The organism is Saccharopolyspora flava (assembly GCF_900116135.1).
In the GTDB taxonomy this organism is placed as follows: domain Bacteria; phylum Actinomycetota; class Actinomycetes; order Mycobacteriales; family Pseudonocardiaceae; genus Saccharopolyspora; species Saccharopolyspora flava.
The window spans coordinates 1,394,135-1,410,057 of record NZ_FOZX01000001.1 but is presented as its reverse complement, the minus strand read 5'-3'; the positions used below and the strand labels follow the sequence as shown (position 1 = coordinate 1,410,057).

Annotated in this window: 18 protein-coding genes; 12 read left to right on the top strand and 6 right to left on the bottom strand. The window is 72.5% G+C overall.

Annotated elements, in window-relative coordinates; all coding sequences use genetic code 11:
- The first annotated feature begins 88 nt into the window (after positions 1 to 88).
- The 3 genes from BM424_RS06495 to BM424_RS06485 are packed head-to-tail and all read left to right on the top strand — an operon-like array spanning position 89 to position 3,773.
- Positions 89 to 673, top strand: coding sequence for an RNA polymerase sigma factor (locus BM424_RS06495; RefSeq protein WP_093414731.1), 585 nt, complete (start codon positions 89 to 91; stop codon positions 671 to 673).
- Positions 670 to 1,143 carry a hypothetical protein gene (locus BM424_RS06490; protein ID WP_093414397.1) on the top strand — a complete coding sequence of 158 codons (474 nt, stop codon included), beginning with the start codon at positions 670 to 672 and terminating at the stop codon, positions 1,141 to 1,143. Before BM424_RS06495 ends, BM424_RS06490 begins: the two co-directional genes overlap by 4 nt.
- Complete coding sequence (locus BM424_RS06485; RefSeq protein ID WP_245775633.1) at positions 1,128 to 3,773, top strand: CHAT domain-containing protein; 2,646 nt, start codon at positions 1,128 to 1,130, stop codon at positions 3,771 to 3,773. The genes BM424_RS06490 and BM424_RS06485 overlap by 16 nt, the downstream gene beginning before the upstream one ends.
- On the opposite strand, the gene BM424_RS06480 is transcribed toward BM424_RS06485, so the two are convergent.
- A complete protein-coding gene (locus BM424_RS06480; protein ID WP_093414395.1) occupies positions 3,770 to 4,936 on the bottom strand; it encodes a pyridoxal phosphate-dependent aminotransferase in 1,167 nt (388 codons plus the stop codon). The genes BM424_RS06485 and BM424_RS06480 overlap by 4 nt on opposite strands.
- Positions 4,937 to 5,125: 189 nt before the next feature.
- Between BM424_RS06480 and BM424_RS06475 the strand changes: the two genes are divergently transcribed.
- Positions 5,126 to 6,334 (top strand): DUF445 domain-containing protein, encoded by a 1,209-nt coding sequence (locus BM424_RS06475; RefSeq protein ID WP_093414394.1) that lies wholly within the window; start codon positions 5,126 to 5,128, stop codon positions 6,332 to 6,334.
- Positions 6,335 to 6,343: 9 nt separating this feature from the next.
- Here the strand turns inward: BM424_RS06475 and BM424_RS06470 are convergent, their stop codons facing one another.
- Positions 6,344 to 6,889 (bottom strand): CGNR zinc finger domain-containing protein, encoded by a 546-nt coding sequence (locus tag BM424_RS06470; RefSeq protein ID WP_093414392.1) that lies wholly within the window; start codon positions 6,887 to 6,889, stop codon positions 6,344 to 6,346.
- Between the two features lie 92 nt (positions 6,890 to 6,981).
- On the opposite strand from BM424_RS06470, the gene BM424_RS06465 reads away from it, so the two are divergent.
- The 6 genes from BM424_RS06465 (at position 6,982) to BM424_RS06440 (ending at position 10,242) form a co-directional block, all read left to right on the top strand.
- A complete protein-coding gene (locus BM424_RS06465; RefSeq protein WP_093414391.1) occupies positions 6,982 to 7,362 on the top strand; it encodes a VOC family protein in 381 nt (126 codons plus the stop codon).
- Positions 7,363 to 7,455: 93 nt separating this feature from the next.
- Positions 7,456 to 7,866, top strand: coding sequence for a helix-turn-helix domain-containing protein (locus BM424_RS06460; protein WP_093414389.1), 411 nt, complete (start codon positions 7,456 to 7,458; stop codon positions 7,864 to 7,866).
- 6 nt (positions 7,867 to 7,872) lie between these two features.
- Positions 7,873 to 8,535 carry a hypothetical protein gene (locus tag BM424_RS06455; RefSeq protein ID WP_093414388.1) on the top strand — a complete coding sequence of 221 codons (663 nt, stop codon included), beginning with the start codon at positions 7,873 to 7,875 and terminating at the stop codon, positions 8,533 to 8,535.
- 115 nt (positions 8,536 to 8,650) lie between these two features.
- Positions 8,651 to 8,935: a DUF2516 family protein gene (locus BM424_RS06450; protein WP_093414386.1), complete on the top strand. Its 285-nt coding sequence runs from the start codon at positions 8,651 to 8,653 to the stop codon at positions 8,933 to 8,935.
- Positions 8,935 to 9,675 (top strand): alpha/beta fold hydrolase, encoded by a 741-nt coding sequence (locus BM424_RS06445; RefSeq protein WP_093414385.1) that lies wholly within the window; start codon positions 8,935 to 8,937, stop codon positions 9,673 to 9,675. The genes BM424_RS06450 and BM424_RS06445 overlap by 1 nt, the downstream gene beginning before the upstream one ends.
- An 18-nt stretch (positions 9,676 to 9,693) precedes the next feature.
- A complete protein-coding gene (locus BM424_RS06440) occupies positions 9,694 to 10,242 on the top strand; it encodes a YbaK/EbsC family protein (protein ID WP_093414383.1) in 549 nt (182 codons plus the stop codon).
- A gap of 114 nt (positions 10,243 to 10,356) precedes the next feature.
- Here BM424_RS06440 and purU read toward each other — a convergent pair whose 3' ends face one another.
- From purU to BM424_RS06420, 4 genes are all read right to left on the bottom strand, one after another.
- Positions 10,357 to 11,229 (bottom strand): formyltetrahydrofolate deformylase, encoded by an 873-nt coding sequence (gene purU / locus BM424_RS06435; RefSeq protein ID WP_093414382.1) that lies wholly within the window; start codon positions 11,227 to 11,229, stop codon positions 10,357 to 10,359.
- Between the two features lie 32 nt (positions 11,230 to 11,261).
- The gene (locus BM424_RS06430) at positions 11,262 to 11,987 is read right to left on the bottom strand and encodes a maleylpyruvate isomerase family mycothiol-dependent enzyme (RefSeq protein ID WP_093414380.1); all 726 of its coding nucleotides are present in this window, start codon (positions 11,985 to 11,987) and stop codon (positions 11,262 to 11,264) included.
- A 132-nt stretch (positions 11,988 to 12,119) separates the two neighbouring features.
- Positions 12,120 to 12,974, bottom strand: coding sequence for a class I SAM-dependent methyltransferase (locus BM424_RS06425; protein WP_093414379.1), 855 nt, complete (start codon positions 12,972 to 12,974; stop codon positions 12,120 to 12,122).
- 6 nt (positions 12,975 to 12,980) lie between these two features.
- On the bottom strand, positions 12,981 to 13,499 hold the full coding sequence (locus BM424_RS06420) for a DUF2505 domain-containing protein (protein WP_093414377.1): 519 nt from the start codon (positions 13,497 to 13,499) through the stop codon (positions 12,981 to 12,983).
- Between BM424_RS06420 and BM424_RS06415 the strand changes: the two genes are divergently transcribed.
- Both BM424_RS06415 and BM424_RS06410 read left to right on the top strand, forming a co-directional pair.
- Positions 13,486 to 14,649: a UDP-N-acetylmuramate dehydrogenase gene (locus BM424_RS06415; RefSeq protein WP_093414375.1), complete on the top strand. Its 1,164-nt coding sequence runs from the start codon at positions 13,486 to 13,488 to the stop codon at positions 14,647 to 14,649. The genes BM424_RS06420 and BM424_RS06415 overlap by 14 nt on opposite strands.
- 54 nt (positions 14,650 to 14,703) lie before the next feature.
- Positions 14,704 to 15,732 carry a S1 family peptidase gene (locus BM424_RS06410; RefSeq protein ID WP_245775631.1) on the top strand — a complete coding sequence of 343 codons (1,029 nt, stop codon included), beginning with the start codon at positions 14,704 to 14,706 and terminating at the stop codon, positions 15,730 to 15,732.
- Positions 15,733 to 15,923 lie beyond the last annotated feature (191 nt).

Sequence of the window (15,923 nt, the reverse complement as noted above, 5' to 3'; positions counted from 1 at the left end):
TATCCGGCTCGAACTGAATCTTTGAGGCCCCCTTCTTCCTCTTACTCGGTGGGAAAGAAGACGAAGCCGAGCTCCGGAGGTGCTGGTCGTGTACGAGGTCGGGGAAGCCGGTCCGGCTGCGGTGCTGCTGAGTCGGGCGGCGTCCGGGGACGAACAGGCGTGGCGGGAACTGGTGGACCTGTACGCGCCGGTGATCTGGGGTGTCGCGCGGGCCTTCACCGGCAACGCCGCGGACGCGGAGGACGTCTGCCAGGCGACGTGGCTGTCGCTGGCGGAGAACCTGGATCGGTTGCGGGAACCGGAGAAGTTGCCGGGCTGGCTGGTGACGACCGCCCGGCGGGAGGCGATCCGCCTGCGCCGGGCGCGGTCCCGGGAAGCGCTGATCGGGCTGGACACCGATCACCTGGAGGGTGCCGAGCGCTCCGAGGCCGCCGAGAACCTGGTCATGCGGATGGTCTCGGCGTCGCGGCTGGCGCAGGCCTTCGGCGCGCTGCCGCAGCGCTGCCAGCAACTGCTGCGCGTCCTGGCGGTCACGCCGGAGGCCAGTTACGCCCAGGTCAGCGAGGCCTTGGGGATACCCAGAGGAACGATCGGTCCGAAGAAGAGCCGGTGCCTGGCCGAGCTGCGCAAGCGGCTGTTCGGCGCCGAACTGCCCAAGGAGGTGGCGGGATGAACCAGCGGATTCCAGCGGAGCTGCGCAAGCTGCGCGAGCTGTTCCAGACCGAGGACCCGGTCCCCGAGCGGGTCCTGGCCGGTTCCTACGCGGCGGTCGCGATGCGATCGACGGGTCGCGACCGGGGCGAGCTCAAGCTCGTCGGCGACTCGGCCGAGGAGAGCGCCGGGGTGCGGACCGGTGAACCGCAGAACCGGGTGCTGACCTTCGCCATGCCCGGACGCGTGCTGGAGATGGACCTGGTGCCGGCCGCGAGCGGGCTGGTCACGGTCTCCGGGCTGGTGCTCAACCGGGCCGGGCAGGCGCCGCCGACCGGCGCGGTCGTGCTGCGCCACCCCTCGGGCGAGCGCCGCGGCGACCTCGACCGGCACGGCGCGTTCCAGGTGACCGACGTGCCGCGCGGGCCGCTGAGCGTGGTCTACCGGCCGGAGCGGGCCGAGCCCGCCTTCGCGGATTGGCTGGTCTGTTGAGCGCCGCGGCGGCGGTGACACCGCCGGAGGTGATCGCGGACGCCGAGCGCTGGCGCGACGAGGCGACCGCCGTGCCGAGGGATGCGCTGCGCGAGGCCGAGCGGTTGCTGGCGGGCGCGGCACCGGACGGGGAACTGCGGGTGCTGGCCCGGCACATCGCCGCGCTGGCCTCGGTCGAGCTCGGCATGGTCGAGCAGGCGCGCAGGCACGTGCGGCTCGGGCTGTCCACCGCCCAGCGCGGGCGGTGGTCGAAGCGGGCCGCGCAGTTGCAGCTGACCCTGGCCTGGATCGAGCTGGAGCGCGGTGACACCGGGGCGAGCTGGGCGAACCTGGCCGCGGCCGAGCCGCACCTGCCCGCCGACGACCGGCCGAAGGCGACCTGCGTGCGGGGGCTGCTGCACTGCCAGCGCGGTCATCACCGGGACGCGCGGCTGCGGCTGACCAGCGCGCTGGCCCACCTCGACGGCGACCGGCGCTGGCGGGCGAACGCGCTGCTCGGGCGCGGCCTGGCCAACCTCTACACGAACCGGCTGGAGGAGGCCGAGCAGGACTTGGCCGACGCCGAGCGGCTCTTCGCCGCCGACGGGCGGGGCGCGCGGGCGGCCGGGTGCCGGCACAACCGCGGCTGCGTGGTGTTCCGGGCCGGGGACCTGCCGCGGGCGCTGCGGCTGTTCGAGGAGGCCGAGGCCGCCGGGCTCGACGTCCGAGCCAATCCCGAGGCCCTGGTCGACCGGGGCGAGGCGCTGGCAGCGGCGGGGCTGACCGAGCAGGCTCGCGCGGTCATGGAGCAGGCGGCGCGGCGGCTGTCCGCGACCGGGCGGCAGGGCAGGCTCGCCGAGACGCGGCTGGCGCTCGCCGGTTGCGCGTTGCGGGACGGCGACCCGGCCGCCGCGGTCGAGGCGGCGAGCGCGGCGCGCCGGTTGTTCCGCACCCAGAAGCGGCCGGCGTGGGCGGCGCTGGCCGCGGCGATCGTGTGGCAGGCCAAGCTGCGGACCGGGCAGAGCACGCGCTGCGCCGTGTCGGCGGCGCGGCGGGCCGCCACCGCCTGCGAGGAGTTCGGCTGGCGCGCCACCGCGGCGGAGCTGCGGCTCACCGCGGGCAAGACCGCGCAGCGCGCGGGACTGCACTCGGTGGCGCGCAAGCTGCTCCGCCGCTGCGCCCGGCTCCGCGAGGGCGAGGCGGTGCCGCCGCAGCTGCGGGCGCTGGGCTGGCTGGCGGACGCGCTGCTGGCCGAGCAGGACGGCAACACCGCCCGCCTGCTGCGGTCCTGCCGCGCCGGGCTCCGGGCGGTAGACGGTCAGGCCGCGGACATGGCCGCCTTCGAGATGAGGGTGCACGCGCTGGGGCTCGCCGACGAGCTCGGCGAGGTCGCGGTGCGGGCCGCGCTGCGCGTCGGCGATCCGCAGCTGGTGCTGCGCTGGACCGAGCGCTCCCGCGCCAGCGCCCTGCACCGGCGTGCGCTGCTGCCGCCGACGGATCCGGCGCTCAACGACGCCCTGGTGCGGTTGCGGGGTGCGGTGCTGGACGCGCAGCACTCCACCGATCCGCAGCGCAGCATGAGCACCGTCGCGGACCTGGAGGAGCGGGTGCGGCGGCGGGCGATGCTGGTGCAGGGCCGCACCGACCGGCTGCGCGCACCGGCCGAGATCGCCGAGATCAGCGCCGAGCTCGGCGACGCCGTGCTGCTGAGCCTGTTCTCCGAGCGAGGCACCCTGTTCGCGGTGTCCATCGTGGACGGTGAGGTCGGATTGCACGCGCTGGGGCCGGAATCGGCCGCCGACGCCCAAGCGCTGCGGCTCCGGCACCTGCTGGCGCGGCAGGCGTGCGGGGTGGCGTCGCGGGCGGCGCCGATGTTCGAGCACGGGATCGCCGTGGCGGCAGCGGAACTTCAATCCCAGCTGCTGGCACCGGTTCTCGCCGAGCTGGAGCGGGGCCGCGACCTCGTCGTGGTGCCGACCGGGCGGCTGCACCTGCTGCCGTGGTCGGTGCTGCCCGCGTGCGCCGGGAAGGCGGTCACGGTGAGCCCGTCGATCCGCTGCTGGCTGGGCGGTGCCGCGCGCGCCCGCGTGTCCGAGCCGGGCGGCGAGCGGGTGTGGGTGGCCGGGCCCGGGCTGGATCACGCCGAGCGCGAGGTCACGACCTTGCAGCGGCGCGGCGGCGGGCGGCTGCTCGCAGGCGATCAGGCGCGCACCGACCAGGTCCTGTCCGCAGTGGACGGAGCGTCGGTCGCGCATCTGGCCGCGCACGGTCACTTCCGCGCCGACCAGCCGCTGCTGTCCTGCCTGGACCTGGCCGACGGTCCGCTGTACGCGCACGACCTCGACGGCCTGCACCGGAGCCCGGCCACGGTGGTGCTCTCGGCCTGCGACGTCGGCAAGTCCGCGATCAGCAGGGGCGATCAGCTCAGCGGGCTGACCGCCACGCTGCTCGAACGCGGCACGGCCACGGTGATCGCCAGCGTCGTCCCGGTCCCCGACGAGCGGACCGTGGAGGTCATGCTGACCCTCCACGAAGCGCTCGACGCGGGCCTGCCACCCGCCGCGGCTCTGGCGAAAGCCCAAGCCGTGCACGGGGAATCGGGATTCATCTGCATCGGCTACGGAGGTGGTGCAGGCCCGTCGAGCCGCTAGCGGAGCTTGTGCAGGCGCCGGATCCCCTCGTCCAGGACCTCGTCCTTCTTGCAGAAGGCGAAGCGGACCAGGTGCTGGAAGTCGCCGGGGTTGTCGCAGAAGACCTGGACGGGGATGGCGGCCACGCCGACGCGTTCCGGCAGCGAGCGGCAGAACTCGGCGCCGTCGGTGTAGCCGAGCGGGCGGACGTCGGTGCAGATGAAGTAGGTGCCTTCGCTGTCGAGCACGTCGAAGCCCGCTTCACCGAGGCCTTCGGCCAGCCGGTCGCGCTTGCGCTGCAGGTCGCTGCGCAGGTTCTCGACCCAGGGCAGCTCGTGCCGCAGGGCGTGGGCGACGGCCGGCTGGAACGGGGCGCCGCCGACGAAGGTCATGAACTGCTTGGCGGCCCGCACCGCCGCGACCAGCTCGGCCGGTCCGCACACCCAGCCGATCTTCCAGCCGGTGGCGCTGAAGCTCTTGCCGACGCTGGAGATCGACACGGTGCGCTCGGCCATGCCGGGCAGGCTCGCCAGCGGGTGGTGCTCGCGGCCGTCGAACAGGAGGTGCTCGTAGACCTCGTCGGTGACGGCGATGACGTCGTTGTCCCGGCAGACCTGGGCGATCGCCGCGAGCTCGTCGTCGGTGAACACGGTGCCGGTCGGGTTGTGCGGCGAGTTGAGGATCAGCGCCCGGGTCTGCGGGCCGACGACCGAGCGCAGCTGGTCGAGGTCGAGCTCGAAGCGGTGGTCGGGGCCCTGGCGCAGGCCGACGGTCTTGCGCACGCCACCGGCCATCGCGACCGCGACGGGGTAGGAGTCGTAGTAGGGCTCGACGAGCACGACCTCCTCGCCGGGCTCGACCAGCGCCATCATCGTCGCGGTCAGCGCCTCGGTGGCGCCGACGGTGACCAGCACCTGGTCGGCGGGGTCGTACTCGGTGCCGTAGCGGGCGCGGTGCTCGCTGATGGCCTCGCGCAGCTCCGGCTCACCGGCGCCCGGCGGGTACTGGTTCACGCCGTTGGCGATGGCGTCCCGCGCGACGCGCAGCATGGCCTCCGGGCCGTTGGTGTCGGGGAACCCCTGGCCGAGGTTGACCGCGCCGGTGCGGCGGGCCAGCTCGGTGATCTCCGCGAAGATCGTGGACGTGAACGGCTGGAGACGCGAGGTCAGAGCAGGAGTGCGCACGCCTGCCGAGCCTAATACACCGAACAACCCGCGTGACCAGCGTTTTAAGGCTCCCGTGGAGTGGGATCGGGCGTCGTGTCGACGCTCACGTCGTCGCGTTCGCCCCGGCTTGCCCGAAAACGCTGCCACAATCGTGGAGTGCACCCCACGACGGTCCCCGACTCGGACAAGCGCCGGAGCCTGCGGCGGATGAAGGCCGTGGCCACCGCGTTCCTGCTGGTGGCGACGGCGGTCTACTTCTTCGCGCGGTGGCAGGAGAACGCCGGGGCCGGGGCGTGGGTGGGCTACGTCCGGGCCGCGGCGGAAGCGGGCATGGTCGGTGCGCTGGCCGACTGGTTCGCGGTCACGGCCCTGTTCCGGCGACCGCTGGGCCTGCCGATCCCGCACACGGCGATCATCCCGACCCGCAAGGACACCATCGGCCGCAGCCTCGGCGACTTCGTCGGCACGAACTTCCTCGCCGAGGACGTGGTGCGCGACAAGCTGCGCAGCGCCGGGATCAGCCGCCGCATCGGGCTCTGGCTCGACGACGACGAGCACGCCGAGCGGGTCACCTCGGAGCTGGCCACGGCGGTGCGGGGCGCAGTGCGGGTGCTCCGCGACGACGACGTGCAGGCGATCATCGAGCACGGGGTGGTGCGCAAGCTCGTCGACCAGCAGTGGGGCCCGCCGCTGGGCCGCATCCTGGGCCAGGTGTTCAGCGACGGTTCGCACCACAAGCTGGTGGACCTGGTCTGCGACCGCGCCTACGACTGGGTGCGCGACAACCACGAGACGGTGCTGCGGGTGGTCAGCCAGCGCGCGCCCTCGTGGTCGCCGAAGTTCGTCGACGCGATGCTCGCGGACAAGATCTACGCCGAGGTCCTGTCGTTCGCGTGGGCGGTGCGCACCGATTCCGAGCACCCGATGCGCCAGGCCGTGGACCGCTTCCTGGTCGAGTTCGCCCACGACCTGCAGCACGACGAGAAGACGATGGCCAAGGCCGAGCAGATCAAGCACCAGGTGCTGGAGCACCCGGAGGTGCAGAACCTGGTGTCGTCGGCCTGGGGCACCGCCAAGAAGATGCTGCTCGACGCCGCCGAGGACCCGTCCAGCGAGCTGCGCGTGCGGGTCCGCGACGGCCTCCGCTCGCTCGGCGCCCGGCTGCACGCCGAGCCCGAGCTGCGGGAGAAGGTCGACGGCTGGCTGGAGGGCGCCGCGACCTACGTCGTGTCGAACTACCGGGACGAGCTGACCACGCTGATCACCGACACGGTGGAGCGCTGGGACGCGCAGGAGACCTCGCGCAAGATCGAGCTGCAGGTCGGCAGGGACCTGCAGTTCATCCGCATCAACGGCACCGTCGTCGGCGCCCTGGCCGGCCTGGCGATCTACGCGATCTCGGAGCTGCTGATCTAGTTCCGCGCCCTAGGCGGGGGTGTGTCTCTCCCGCCAGGAGCGCGCCTTCTCCCGGTTCCCGCAGACCCGCATCGAGCACCAGGTGCGGGATCTGTTGCGGGAGCGGTCGTAGAACGCCCACAGGCAGTCCTCGGCCGGGCAGATCTTGATGCGTTCCCAGTGCTCGGTGTGCACGAGCCGGGTGGCGGCGACGAGCACGCTGCCCAGCGCGTCCACCCCGACCAGCGAGGGGATGCCGTTGCGCAGCTGCACCTGCACGGGCCACGTCGTGTTCGCCAGGCCGGTGGGGCGGGTTCCGCAGGCCACCGACGACCGCATGGTGTCGCGGATCTCGCGGGCCGCTTCGACTTCGGGAACCACGACCAGGCCGCGTTCGGTGCACCACCGCTGCCATTGGGCGTGATCGTCGAGGACTTCGGTGCCCTTCTCGGCGTCGCAGGTGTTGAGGAAGGCCAGGACTAGCTCGATGTCGTGGTCGAAGTCGAGTCCGACCGCCTCCAGCACAGACGCACGGTCCACTTCCGGAGCGACAGCTCTGCTGTTCACGGACACCATCGTAAGCCAGTAGGGGGTTGCGGCCGACCCCTGTAACCCTCATTCTGCTGATTGGTGGTTAGTTAGCTCCGACACAGCTGAGGAGAAGTGCGATGAGTGCCTTGAAGCTCGCGGCGTTCGCGATCGACTGCGCGGACCCGCGCCGCCTCGCCGAGTTCTACGGGCGGCTGCTGGGCTGGCGGATCGACGAGGAGGAGTCCGGCGACCGGTGGGTCGAGCTCGCCGATCCCTCCGGCGGCGCCCCGCTGGCCTTCCAGCTCGACCCGCACCACCGGCCCTCGACCTGGCCGAGCTCGGAGGTCCCGCAGATGGCGCACCTCGACGTTCGCGTGGACACGCTCGACGAGGGGCACGAGCGGGCGATCACCGCCGGGGCGGTCCAGCTGCCGCAGCCGCCCGACCAGCTCGACGCGAGCTTTCGCGTCTACGCCGATCCCGAAGGTCATCCGTTCTGCGTGTGCGCCTGTCAGTAGGGTTTCCGGCCGAGTGCCACCAAGGTGTTAGCTGGGTGCTTGCAAGAGCTAGCACTCGAGGTTATGGTGGGTGTCGAACCGGAGAGGTGCCCGATGGAACGCATGGACAAAGCCGTCCCCAAGGCCGTGAACCAGGCGGTCAGCGACCTCGGTGGCTACATCCGGACCCAACGCAACAACGCCCAGATCTCGTTGCGGCAGCTGGCGAAGCTCGCCGGCGTGTCCAACCCGTATCTGAGCCAGGTGGAACGCGGGCTGCGCAAGCCGAGCGCGGAGATCCTCCAGCAGATCGCCAAAGGGCTGCGGATCTCCGCCGAGGCGCTCTACGTGCAGGCCGGAATCCTGGAAAGCCGCGAGTCCGGCCCCGTGATCGACGCGATCCTCGCCGATCCGGAGCTCAGCGAGCGGCAGAAACAAGTGCTTCTGGACATCTACTCCTCGTTCCGGCGAGAGCAAGACGCCGACGGGGACAGCGATGGGGACACCCACCAACCCGAGGAGTGAACCGCGATGCCGGCTTTCCCCAAGACCGAAGACGTCAACAAGGCCTTCAAGGAAGGCGTCGACCAGGCCCGGACCCCGCTGCTGGCGGCGCTCGGCGCCGGTGACCTCGCCGCGCAGGCCGTGCTCGACGCCGTCGGCAAGTTCCGCAGCCAGGTCGCCGAGCGCACCGAGTTCGCCCGGTCCGAGCTGCCCAAGGACTTCAGCGAGTTCAAGGCCAAGCTCGACCCGTCCGAGGTCCGCAAGCAGCTGGAGACCTACGGCGAGTCGGCCAAGAAGTTCTACGAGCAGCTCTCCGAGCACGGCGAGGAGACCTTCAAGAAGCTGCAGGACTCCGCGCAGGTGAAGAAGGTCCGCGAGCAGGTCGGCACCGCTCAGGGCAAGGTCGAGGACACCGTCGGCGACGTGCGCGGCCTGGCCGACGACGTGCTCGGCAAGGTCACCCGCACCTTCACCAAGGACGACGAGCAGCCGCAGGCCGACAAGACCGAGGCCGACGAGGCCGAGGTGAAGAAGGCCGAGGAGCCCAAGGCGGAGACCGCCAAGCCCGCCGCCGAGAAGCCGGCCGCCACCAAGACCGCGCCGGCCAAGGCCACGGCCACCAAGACGACGGCGGCCAAGACGACCACCGCCAAGAAGTCCACCACCGCCAAGACCGGCGACAACAACTGATCACCGCGAGCACCGGTCCCGGCACCCCTCGGGTGCCGGGACCGCTCGTCATCGGAGGCGGGTGCCCTCGGAGGCGCCCGGCACGTAAGGTGGGCACGTGGGTTTTTCGAGCGGAATGCCGCTGTACTGGTGGATCCTGACGGTCATCTGGATCGTGTGCATCCCGGTCGGTGTGTTCGCGTTCGTGCACGCCGCGCTGCAGCGCGCGGATGCCTTCACGGCCGCGGACAAGTTGAACAAGCTGGCCTGGCTGGGGATCACCGGCGCCGCCGCGCTGCTGCTGATCGTCGACACGCGCGGGCCCTACGGGATCATCTGGATCGCCGGTCTGGTCGCGTCGCTGGTCTACATCGTCGACGTGCGGCCGAAGGTGAAGGAAGTCCAGGGACGGTCCTGGTAGTGCGCGCCCGCTGGCGCGTGCTGGGCTCCGGCACGCCGGTGACGCTGGTCGCGCACGGACTCGGCGCGACCGAGGGCGAGGCGCGCATCCCCGCGTCCGGCCTGCGCGGCACCCGGGTCGTGCTCACCCTGCCCGGGCACGGCTCCGCGCCCGACGCCCCGGCCGGGTACTGGAACTACGCCTCCGTGGCCGCCGACGTGCTCGCCGTCGCCGACGAGGTCGGTGCGACGCAGGCCGTCGGCGTCTCGCTCGGGGCGGGCGCGCTGACCCGCATCGCCGCCGAGCACCCCGATCGCTTCCAGCGCCTGGCGCTGCTGCTCCCGGCCGCGCTGGACCGGCCCCGCGAGCCCGCCGCGGCCTGGGCCTACGAGCGGCTCGCCGCCGCGATCAGCGCCGACGACGACGGCGCGAGCCTGCGGGAGGCGCTGGCCGCCGAGATCCCGCCCGGCGTCGAGGTCGGCGATCACCTCGAACAGCGGGCGCACGCGCTGTCCCGGCTCGCCGAAGCGCTGCACGAGCTGCCCGAGCAGGTGCCGGTCCCCGACGCGAGCGCGCTGGCGCGGGCCTCGGCCGAGGTCCTGGTCATCGGCGCCACCAGCGATCCGATGCACCCCGCCTCGGCGGCGAAGGCCACCGCCGCCGCGTTCGGCGACGCCCGGCTGGAACTGCTGGAATCGCAGGCGCCGATGCTCACCCACCGCAAGCTGCTGCGGGACCTGCTGACGGGATTCCTGCGCTGAGCGTTCTATCGTGCGGCCATGGGTTTCGATTGGTCCGCGGCGGCGGGAACGCTGGAAGTCACGACGGCGCTGGAGCGCCTCGACCTGCTCGCCGACCCGGTCGCCGAGTCCGTGCGCGCGCTCGGTGACGACCGGATCGGTGCCACCGAGATCGACCCGGACCTGGCCGACACCGCCGCGTTCTGCGAGAAGTACGGCTCGCCGCTGGAGCTCTCGGCGAACTGCGTGGTGGTCGCGGGCAAGCGGGCCGGCGAGGTCCGCCGCGCGGCCTGCGTCGTGCTGGCCACCACCCGCGCCGACGTCAACGGCGTGGTCAAGCGCCGCCTGGACGTCCGCAAGGCGTCCTTCGCCCCGATGGACGAGGCGGTGGAGCTGACCGGCATGGAGTACGGCGGCATCACCCCGTTCGGCCTCCCGGAGGACTGGCCGATCCTCGTCGACCCCCGCGTGGTCGAGGCCGGCGCGGTCGTGGTCGGCAGCGGCCTCCGCCGCAGCAAGATCATCACCCCGGCCGACGTCCTCACCCGTCTCCCCGGATCCGAAGTCCTCGAAGACCTCGCCCGCTGAGCGGTGGTCCCGAGGGGCGCGTGCGTCACCAGGGGACAGTTTTAGCCATAATTGTCCGGGTAAAACGGACATTGATCATGGGTGATTATGGCTAAAACTGTCCACTGACGACGGTCAGAACACAACGGTGCGCTTGCCGTGGACCAGGACTCGGTCCTCGACGTGGGAGCGGAGACCGCGGGCGAGCACCATCTTCTCGATGTCGCGTCCCTTGCGGACCATGTCCGCCACGTCGTCGGTGTGATCGATGCGGATCACGCCCTGCTCGATGATCGGACCCGCGTCCAGCTCGGCCGTCACGTAGTGGCAGGTCGCGCCGATCAGCTTCACACCCCGCTCGTAGGCCTGGTGGTACGGCCGGGCACCGGCGAACGATGGCAGGAAGCTGTGGTGGATGTTGATCGCCTTGCCCGCCCACCGCTCGCACAGCTCCGGCGGCAGCACCTGCATGAACCGGGCGAGCACGATCGCGTCCGGGTCGTGCTGCTCGGCCAGCTCCCGGACCTGCTCGAACGCCGCGGCCTTGCCCTCCGGGTCCTTGCTGAACGGCACGTGGTGGAACGGGATGCCGTGCGCCTCGGTGATCGGCCCCAGCTCCGGGTGGTTGCCGATCACCGCGCACAGCTCCACGTCCAGCTCCCCGGAACCGACCCGGCCGAGCAGGTCGTGCAGGCAGTGGGCCTCCTTGGACACCAGCACCACCACGCGGCGGCGCTCGGAGGTGTCCCAGATCCGCCACTCGGCCCGGTCGCTGAGCTCGCCCGCGACGGCGCCGAAGCGCTCGCGCAGCTCCTCGATGCCGAACGGCAGCGAGTCCGCGCGCACCTCCTGCCGGGTGAAGAACCAGCCGGTCGTGGTGTCGGTGTGGTGACCGGCTTCGACGATCCATCCGCCGTGCTCGGCGAGGAAGCCGGACACGGCGGCGACGATCCCGGTCCGGTCCGGGCAGCCGAGGGTGATGACGAAGCGACGTTCGGAAGAGCTCACGAGCAAGATTGTCGCAGGTGGGGTGGGTTCCTTCAGCGTCCGGCCGCCACGCCGGCCAGCGCGGCGTCACCGGTGATCGAAGCGGAACTCGGCCGTCCCCACACGCGGCGGTACACCGCGTCGGCGGTGCCCGCGACGGTCGCGCCCGTCTCCAGCCCGGCGCCGGTGGGAGCTCCGGTCTCGGGGCGTTCGCCGGGGCGGTAGGTCACCAGCCAGGCCCGGCCCGCGTCGGCCGCGTGGTAGAGCACGGTGCCGTCGTGCCCGGCGGAGCTCCAGTCGCCCAGCGGCAGCAGGACGGTGAGCATCTCGTCGATGCCGTCGGCCGCCAGCTCCGGGTCGAAGACCAGGTCGTGCGCCTGCCCGAGGGCGATCTCGGCGTCGAGCCGGTGGATCGCGGTCTCGTGCGCGACCCGCCGGGCCCAGCCGGTCGGGGTCGCGTCGGCGAAGAACGCCCACACCCGGCGGTCGGGGTCCATCGTGGACAGATCCGAGACGACCTCGGCGCGGAGTTCGTCCCACCAGGACAGCAGCGCGTCGAAATCCGCGGGCGCGTCGGGGACGTCAGGGCGCGCGTCGCCGGGCCCCGACCGCAGCGACGCCCGCACCCGCGCGTAGACGCGCGCGAGGTGCCCGGTCATCCGCCGGACGTCCCAGCCCGGGCAGGTCGACACCGGGGCGTCGGGACCGGCTTGCAGGACCGCACGCCGGAAAGCGTCCGCCTGCTCCTGAAACGCCTTGAGGTGGAAGTCGCGATCCATTCCCCCATTAAAGGCGTTACCCCGCCCTGGGGGAAACGTCTGGTCCCGACGTGTTCGTGGGCGCGCAGTTTTCATGAAAACTTCCCCACCCACGGACTCCCCGGGGTGGTGCGGTTTTCATGAGAACTGTCGTCACCCGAGGTCGGGGGCGACGGAGGTCCAGGGGACGGTGATCTCGCCGAGCCGCCAGCGGGGGTGGCGGTCGAGGACCGGCCACCGCTCGGCGAGCAGGCGGGCGGTGTGGGCCCAGCGGGCGCGGGGGCCGAAGGTGGCCAGCGGGGCGGCCGTCGCCCAGCACGAGTCGAGCTCGCCGAGCAGCGCGTGGATCGGCTCGCCGGGCACGTTGCGGTGGATCAGCGTCTTCGGCAGCCGCTCGGCCAGGTCGGACGGCTTGTCGATGCCCGAGGGCAGGCAGGCGAGGGTGAGCGTGCGCGGGCCTTCACGGCTGAGGGTCACCCAGCAGCAGCGCCGGCCGATCTCGTCGCAGGTGCCTTCCACCAGCAGCCCGCGCGGGGCGAGCCGCGAGCACAGCTCGTCCCACGCCTTCCACGCCTCCGGCTCGGTGTACTGGCGCAGCACGTTGAGCGCGCGGATCAGCGCGGGACCGGGGAAGTCGCGGATCCCGGCGGCGAGCCCGGCGAGCTCGAACCCGCCGCGCCGGAACTCCAGCCGCGGCGGGTCGGCGACGGCCTTGCCCGCCGCCACTCGCTCCGGGTCGATCTCCAGGCCGACGACCCGTAGCCGCGGGTGCAGCCCGGCGAGCCGCTGCGCGAGCTCGACGGTGGTGGTGGGGGTGGCGCCGTAGCCGAGGTCGATGACCACGGGTTCCTCGGCGGTGCGGACCGCGCGGGCCACCCACGGGGTGGCGGCGATCCAGCGGTCGATGCGGCGCAGCCGGTTGGGGTTGGTGGTGCCGCGCGTCGGCATCCCCATCGCCCGGGCGCGCCCGGCGGCGAGCCGGGGGTTGCGCTTCTTCGGGACGTTCATCGCGGCTCAGCCGCGGGAGGCCAGCCAGGAGGCGGTGAAGTGGTCCTCCTCGACCAGCATCTTCTGCACCTGGTCGACGACGAGGTCTTCGAGCTTGCCGCCGACGAACGGGACGGTGACCTTGACCGAGCCCTCCACGACGAGCTCGCTGACCGCGGTCCCGGTGGGCTCGACGAGGTCGCGCAGCCACATCGAGCCGGTGATCGAGCAGGGGGCGCCGGCGATCTCGGCCGCGATCTCGCCGGTGTAGTGGCCGTCCTCCTCGCGCCGCCAGGACTCGCTGCGGTCGATGAGCAGGTCGCCGCCGACGACCGTGCGGGCCAGCGACGGGAGCTTGTCGGCCGGGACGCCCTGGCGGGTCTGGAAGCGGGCCCCGTCGTCGGTGTTGACGTGCTGCAGCAGGGTCGCGGTGGAGCCGCCGAGCTCCTCGAGCCGGGCCGCGAGGTAGTCGGAGTCGATCAGCGCCCGGTACACCTCCGCGGCGGGCCGTTCGGAGGTGCTGCGGTGCTCGATGCGGCGTGCCATGCAGCGGAGGTTACCTTTGGCAGTCGTGAGTGCCTCTACGTCCGGTGCCGAAGAAGTGCGCGACGACACTGCCCTGCCTGGTGAGAAGCCGGGCGGTGGGTCGCCGCTGGCCGAGTTCACCACCCTGCGACTCGGCGGCCCGGCGACCGGCCTCGTGGTCGCCACCAGCGAGAACGAGCTGGTCGATGCGGTCCGCGCGGCCGACGGCGGCGGGCACCGGCTGCTGGTGCTCGGCGGCGGGTCGAACCTGGTCATCGCCGACGAGGGCTTCGACGGGCACGCGGTCCGCATCGCGACGAAGGGCCGCGAGTACGACAACCTCGGCGACGGGTTCGTGCAGCTCACCGCCGAGGCGGGCGAGGACTGGGACGACGTGGTCGCCGACTCGGTCGCGCAAGGCCTGGGCGGGCTGGAGTGCCTGTCGGGCATCCCCGGCCTGGCCGGGGCGACGCCTGTGCAGAACGTCGGCGCCTACGGCGTGGAGGTCGCGGAGCTGCTGGTCTCGGTGGACCTGCTGGACCGCCGCACCGGCCGGGTGCGGACCGTGCAGGCCGCCGACCTGGGCCTGCGCTACCGCACCAGCGTCCTCAAGCACAGCGACGAGGCCGTGGTGCTGCGCGCCCGGTTCCGGCTGCACGACAGCGGCCTGTCGGCGCCGATCCGCTACGCCGAGCTCGCCCGCACCCTGGGCGTGGAGCCCGGGGAGCGGGTCGACGCGGCGAAGGCGCGGGAGGTGGTGCTGGGGCTGCGGCGCGGCAAGGGCATGGTGCTCGACCCGGCCGACCACGACACCTGGAGCGCGGGCTCGTTCTTCACCAACCCGATCCTGCCCGAGGCGGAGCTGCCGGCCGCGCTGGAGCGCATCGCGGAGAAGGTGGGCCCGGACCAGCGGATCCCGCAGTACCCGGCCGAGGGCGGCGGGAAGCTGTCGGCGGCGTGGCTGATCGAGCGCGCCGGTTTCGCCAAGGGGCATCAGGGCCCGGGCGGCCGGGTGGCGCTGTCGGGCAAGCACACCCTGGCGCTGACCAACCGCGGCGGCGCCACCACCGCGGACCTGCTGGAACTGGCCCGCGAGGTGCGCGACGGCGTCCGCGAGGCCTTCGGGGTGACCCTCGTTCCCGAGCCCGTGATGGTCGATTGCGCGGTCTGATCCAGCGGCCATCCAGGTGACTCTTAGTGACTAATAGATAACCCTGTGTGTTAAATGGCAGAGGTGGAGGGGGCCACCATGCTGAGCATCAGGGAACTTCGCGACCGCGCGGTCATCCGTCCGATCAAGCGCGCCGTCGAGGATCAGCTGCTGGACCTGCCCGGGGTCACGGGCGTCGACATCGGCAGCCGGACTCGCGCGGGCAGCCGCCTCCGCGAGCAGGTCATCGTCGTGTCGGTCGCGCGCAAGCGGCCGCGCGAGGTCCTCGGGCGGGACGGCTGCGTGCCCGCCGAGCTGTTCGGCATCCCCACCGACGTGGTCGAGGAGCAGGCCGTCCTGCAGCACATCCACCGCTCCTGGGAGGAGCCGCTGTGGTGGCCCGCCCGCACGATCGGCTCCGACGACGGCGGTCCCGGGTGCCCGCTGCGCGCGGTGCGCGGCGGCAGCGGTCTGGCGCCGTGCCGGTCGGTCCGGCTGGAGGACGGCGAGTTCCACCGCATCGGCACCCTCGGGGTGCTGGTGGCCGGTGACGCCGAGCCGATGGGGCTGACCACCTTCGACGTGGGCTGCCTGGACGACGCGTGGTCGGTGGGCGACCGGATGGCCGAGCCGGAGAGCGGGCGGGTGCACGCCGAGCTCGCCCGGGCCGCGCTGTCGGGGCGGGTCGACGCCGCCGCGGTCCGCGTCGTGCCCGGCCTGACGGCGTCGCCGGAGGTCGGCAGGCTCGGGCCGGTCACCGGTCACGCGCGCGCCTACCCGGGTGAGCCGGTCCGCAAGCACGGGTTCGGCACCGGCCTCACCGACGGCGTGGTGACCTCGGTGGACGCCACGATCCGCGTCGATCACGGCGCGGCGCTGGGGGTGCGGGTGCTGCGCGAGCAGATCCGGATCACCACCGATCGCCCGCACTTCTGCGGGCCGGGTGACGCCGGGGCGGCCGTCGTGGACCCGTCGGGCCGGTTGCTGGGGTTGCACGTGGCCGGGGCCGATGGCGGGGCGATCGGTTACGCGACGCCGATCGGCGACGTCCTGTCCGAACTCGACGTCCGGCTGCACCCGCGATTCCAGCCGCTCGGGGTCTGAGTCCGTTCGGGCGGTCGTTCGGGCGAATTGTGCTCGGATTCGCGCGGAACGCCATTTCGCGCCGAATGTCGTCCTTTCGGGGGCAGGTGGCGCGGCGTTCGGCGGTTGTGATGCGATGCACAAGCCTCCCGGACATCTTTTCGCGCCGTCGCGCGTCTTAATGGTGGGGGCGAGGAGAACCGCCGGCTGGA